Below are 1002 nucleotides of genomic sequence, written 5' to 3'. Positions count from 1 at the left end.
TTGCATGTCCGTAAACTGCCCTAAAGTCAAATATATTTCGTATATTTAATTGATATTAAAAGAGTTATCTATGAATATATTTAGTTTTGGAGTTCATTTTACAGATGAAGCGAGCTGTCGATTGCATTTTAAGTCCGAGCGTGATAAGATTGGTGTGATTTGCAATCGTTGCCAAGGTACAGACCACTATTGGTTACAAAATAAATGGAGTTATGAGTGCAAATCTTGCAGATCCAGACAATCTTTACGAAGTGGAACCATTATGGAAAGTTCCAAGTTGTCATTTTTGATTTGGTATAAGACAATGTTTCTTTTAAGCACGACCAAAAAAGGGTTTTCGTCCAAAGAAATACAACGTCAATTAGATTTAAAACGTTATGAGCCTGTATGGGCAATGGTCCATAAATTACGCAAGGCCATGGGAGAGCGAGATGACAGATATACTCTAGAGGGCATGATAGAAATGGACGAAGGCTACTTTACTATAGAAGCTTCAGGACTGGCAGATAAAACACAAAAAGCAGGCCGGGGCAGTAAGACAAAATCAAATGTTATGATTATGGCAGAAAGCACCGTGCTTGAGGATATAGAAACGGGAAAGGTAGACAGGCAATGTCGCTATTTTAAAGCTAAAGTTTTGGATGGCCATAAGGCTGATGGAACAGATAAAACCTTTGAAAACGCCATTGATGATGAGCAGACCATTGTATTTACCGACAATAGTACCTCGTATATCAATATCGCTGATTATGTAGAGATACACATGAGTGAAAAATCAAACGAGCAAACCACTAAAGAAACTTTAAAATGGGTACATATAGCTATTAGCAATGCTAAACGGAATTTTGTAGGAACCTATCACAAAATCAAGAAAAAGTACCTGCAACTTTACCTCAATGAGTTTGTTTATAAGCTTAATCGAAGATATTTTGGCGAACGAATCTTTGATAGGCTCGTTATTGCTAGCATTACAGCTAATGGACATTAAACGGATATACAAAA

Annotated in this window: 1 protein-coding gene; it reads left to right on the top strand. The window is 36.6% G+C overall.

Translation table 11 applies throughout. The features are described from left to right. Window positions 1-70: 70 nt before the first annotated feature. Complete coding sequence (locus ACFSQS_RS16130) at window positions 71-988, top strand: IS1595 family transposase (protein WP_388021253.1); 918 nt, start codon at window positions 71-73, stop codon at window positions 986-988. Window positions 989-1002 lie beyond the last annotated feature (14 nt).

Source organism: Gelatiniphilus marinus (genome assembly GCF_042684345.1).
Taxonomy (GTDB): domain Bacteria; phylum Bacteroidota; class Bacteroidia; order Flavobacteriales; family Flavobacteriaceae; genus Gelatiniphilus; species Gelatiniphilus marinus.
This window is presented reverse-complemented; position numbering and strand designations above follow the sequence as displayed.

Excerpts from the sequence above, each read along its gene's own strand:
- ACFSQS_RS16130 (WP_388021253.1), top strand. The coding sequence starts at position 71 with ATGAATATATTTAGTTTTGGAGTTCATTTTACAGATGAAGCGAGCTGT.